Here is a 4,183-nt window from a genome sequence, read left to right as displayed (position 1 = left end):
GAAAACGGACGGGTCGAAAGTGTCAGACTTAAGCAATTAAGCGTTTTTCGCTATCTGCGTCAACCCCGTTGACGCGACCACCCTAAAAAAGTGGCGTGGTGAGGAATCGCCGTCCGTTTTACGGCGGCGAGGATGTCAAATCCCATGAAGTAGGGTGTAGGGTGTGGGGTGTGGGGTGTGGGGTGTACCCTGTCCCCACCAAAAAACCTATTCAGCAGACCCTAAGTTAAATAAGCGATAGTTACCCCCGAACCGCCCTCATTTTGGGGTGCTAATTGAAAGCGTTTTATCTGGGGATGACGGGATAAAAAATCGTGAACACCTTGACGCAATTTCCCCGTACCTTTACCGTGAATAATCCATAATATACCCGAGGGGGTGGCACGGACGATCGCCTGTTCGATATCCGTTTCTGACTCTGCCACCCTTGAACCGCGAATATCGACGGTATTATTAGCAGTACGAATTAAAGGAGTCTCCTGGGGTTTTGTGGGAGTTTGGGGCAAATTTTTGACAGGTTTTGGCGCAGTTTCCACTTTTTGACCATCCAAAGACTCGATCTGATCTAAGGGTAGGGTCATCTTCATCATACCGAAACGCAGGGAAATCTCCTCTGATTCCGGTGAAATTGCTAAAACTTCGGCAGTTTGTCCCAAATTGGGCAAGCGTACCCTTTCCCCCACTTGCGGACGATAATTAACCTTAGTTTTTTCCGTTTTTGGTAATACCCTTTCTGCGATCGCAGTTAATTCCTCGGTGGCTTTTTGGGCATCCTTACCAGTTTTTGTTCCTGATTGCAATCGGCGAATAACGTCATTAATCTCTGCTTTTGCCGATAATAAAGCCTTTTGTAGCTCCTGATCCTGATAACGCTTTAATTCTCGCTCTCTCTCCTGTAGAGAATTGGCCCGCGTGGACACCTCTGTATAAAATTTCTCCGTTTGTTGGAGCAATTGACTTGCCTCTTTAGCTTTTGACTCCTGTTCCCGTCTTTGCGCTTCCAAACCCGCAATTACTTGATTTATCTCCTCCGATAACCCCCCCAGATGATTTCTCGCTTCGGCCACAATTTCGGGACTTAATCCCAAACGCTGGGCAATAGTTAAAGCATTAGAACGCCCCGGAATGCCCCATAATAGTCGATAAGTGGGGGAAAGAGTGCGATCATCAAACTCTACCGAGGCATTTTCAAAGCGAGAATCTCGATACTTTAACGCTTTTAATTCCCCGTAGTGAGTGGTAGCCACCGTTAGTAAACTATGATCGGCGAGGTATTGTAAAATAGCGATCGCTAAAGGACTTCCTTCGGCCGGATCCGTACCTGCTCCCACCTCATCGAGTAAAACCAAGGAACGAGAATTTAAAGCCGCTAAAATGCGAACAATCCGGCGAATGTGACCCGAAAAAGTCGATAAACTCTGTTGCAAAGACTGTTCATCCCCGATATCGGCTAAAACGCGATCAAACCAGGGTATCTCTACCGGTTCCCGGGCCGGAATAAACAAGCCCGCTTTCGCCATTAAAGCCGCTAATCCGAGGGTTTTTAAAGTAACGGTTTTTCCGCCGGTATTTGGTCCGGTGATGGCAACAACGCGAATTTCTGGGGTAATCTGCACATTTATTGGTACGACATCCCCCCCCTGTTCGTGGTGTTTTTGCCACCAGAGCAAGGGATGACGCAAATTCCGCAAAGTAATCGTTTCCGACCCATCGATAAAGCGGGGGGGATTACCCTCTAACCATAAACTGTAACGGGCCTTAGCGGTGGCCAGATCGAGCCTAGTAGCGATCGCTAGTAAATATTCTAAATCCTCAAAAGCTTCGGCGATCGTATTACTTAACTGCCGGAGGATTTTTTCTTCTTCGATTTGTTCCTGACGACGATATTGCCGCAGTTGATTGCCTTGGTCAACGATAGAGTGAGGTTCAATGTAAAAAGTCGCCCCTGTGCTGGAAGTATCGTGAATTATCCCGGGTATTTGCTCTTTTTGCGCTGCTTTGACGGGAATCACCCAGCGGTCGCTTCTTTGGGTAATGACCGCTTCTTGGATGGCACCGCCCTGTTTTTGGATGATATCCTGTAATTTTCGGTAAATTCGCTCTTTAATCACCTTCATTTGTCCCCGAATTTCCCGTAATTGGGGACTAGCGCGATCGGATATCCGGCCATCTTCATCGATACAACGGTGTATTTCCTGTTCTATCTCTGGATAGGTACGAATTTCGGCTACTAACTCTTTTAAAACTGGTATATCTTCCTGTTCGTCAATTAAACGCCGTAAACGTCGCACTCCCGCTAAAGTCGTGGCAATATTTAAAAGTTCCTGTCCCGATAATAACCCCCCCAGATGCGCCCTTTCTAGGGCATCTCCGATGTCGGTAATCCCATCAAAGGAAAGACGACTATCTAATTTTTGTTCTAAACTATAAACTTCTTTGGTTTGGCAGAGTAGGTTTAAACTTTCCTCTTTGCTTTCTGGTAACGGCAATTGACGAATTGCGATCGCACCGAGTTTAGTCGCTGCAAAAGTAGCTAGGTGTTGACATAGCCGCGGCCATTCCAATAATTCTAGGGTTTCGTCTTCAATCAATTTTGTAGTTTTTTATAATACGCTTTGTATTTCTAGTCTAACCGGATTTGGTCTGATTTTGCCAGAGTCATTTCAGTGAACAGTAATCAGTCATCAGTAATCAGGGAAAAGACAGCACTGTTACTCGCACTTAATACCAGTCAGTTAACAATCCCACCCAGCTGTTGACTATCTAAATTACTCGTTAAGACTGCACTGGAGTGCCGGAGTTGGGAGTAGGGAGAGGAAGTTCGAGCATTTGTACTAAAATTTCCAAGACGCAGTTTAAATTCAGTACAGCTTATAATATTAGGTCGAGTTGCACTGATAACTGATCACTGATAACTGATCACTGATAACTGATCACTGTATCTAAATTCCTTTCTGGAGAGAGAATTGTACCTGTTTAAATTCTTGTTTTAAACGTTGTTTGAGTTTGTCGGGGATGGGACGGGAACCGTAGGCGGTATAATAACCAGCTAGAGAGTTTAAGGCTGTTTGCATAGTAGTGAAAGAACGCAAACCCCCGGATTTTTTATCTCGTCGGTAGAGGGAGATGTAATTGTTGATTTGTTCCTTTGCTTGCGACTCAACTGCCGCTTTATTCGGGTCATCTTTGACTAAATCAAGGGTTGTGGTTAAAGTTTCAATCACCGTCAGGGTATCCTGTCCATAATTGCCTGTTAACCCCGAACTACTAGAACAGCCCATCAATCCGATGACAAGGACGAGAACCAAAGCTAATAAGCGAGAAATGTAAGGTTTTGGAGACATATTTTCAATACCATAAGTTAATCCCAAGTCACCTTATCCTATCAGGAAACTGTTACCAGTTCTTCATGAGAGTCAACCGGCTGCAAAAATCAAAAATCTTTCCTTTAGTCAGGGGTCAACCGGGGATAAATAGCCAAAATATAGGCTTTTTGGTCGGTAAAAGCCCTATTTTTGCCTAAAATTTCGATGCCATCAACCCGGAGTGAGTTGATTCTGGACTAATTCCAGCCGCGATCAGGCACTGGTGGTGGTTTCCCGAAGGTAGATATCCGCCCTATCATCAGCCGTTTTTAAATCCGCGATTCCCGCTTCTGGAAACGGGACATCAGGATAATTCACCGCTACCTGGGCCAAGGCTTTCCTCAAGCTGGAACTAGGGTAAAATGGGCAGTTTGACGGTAAAGCTTGTTCCCTTATCCACTTGGCTATCTAGGGCGATTTCGCCGCGGTGGAGTTCGACGCATTTTTTAACCACTGCTAACCCCAATCCCGTGCCGATAATATTTTCCACATTCTGACCCCGATAAAAGGGTTCATAGATTTTACCTCTATCTTCCTCGGCAATGCCGATACCGTGATCCCGGACTTGAAAAACAATGCGATCGCTATCTTTCCCCAAAATCAAACTAATCCCTGCTCCCGTGGGGGAATATTTAATCGCATTTAAGAGTAAATTACTTAAAATCGAGTAGAGCAGTTTGGCTCTTCGGTAATTGTTATGCAAATAATTAACTGAAAATAAAATTAGATAAGAGAGCCTACGCCCAAAAGTAGCTGAAATTCATATAAAGAAGGACTTAAGGCACAAATAGGTTAATACCAAAAGATAGACAATTGAG

General features: G+C 44.9%; 2 protein-coding genes and 1 pseudogene. All 3 read right to left on the bottom strand.

All coding sequences use genetic code 11. The features are described 5' to 3' along the window. Positions 1 to 221: 221 nt before the first annotated feature. The gene (locus tag IM319_RS03095; protein ID WP_287734599.1) at positions 222 to 2,591 is read right to left on the bottom strand and encodes an endonuclease MutS2; all 2,370 of its coding nucleotides are present in this window, start codon (positions 2,589 to 2,591) and stop codon (positions 222 to 224) included. Positions 2,592 to 2,942: 351 nt separating this feature from the next. After that, entirely contained in the window at positions 2,943 to 3,344 is a 402-nt protein-coding gene (psb27, locus tag IM319_RS03090; protein ID WP_286824517.1) for a photosystem II protein Psb27, read from the bottom strand. A 373-nt stretch (positions 3,345 to 3,717) separates the two neighbouring features. Further along, positions 3,718 to 4,056: pseudogene (locus tag IM319_RS03085) on the bottom strand (sensor histidine kinase); the annotation flags it as partial. Positions 4,057 to 4,183: the final 127 nt, after the last annotated feature.

It is taken from the genome of Microcystis sp. M113S1 (genome assembly GCF_020246945.1).
Taxonomy (GTDB): Bacteria; Cyanobacteriota; Cyanobacteriia; order Cyanobacteriales; family Microcystaceae; genus Microcystis.
The sequence above is the reverse complement of the archived record's forward strand: the minus strand, read 5'-3'. Positions and strand labels throughout refer to the sequence as shown.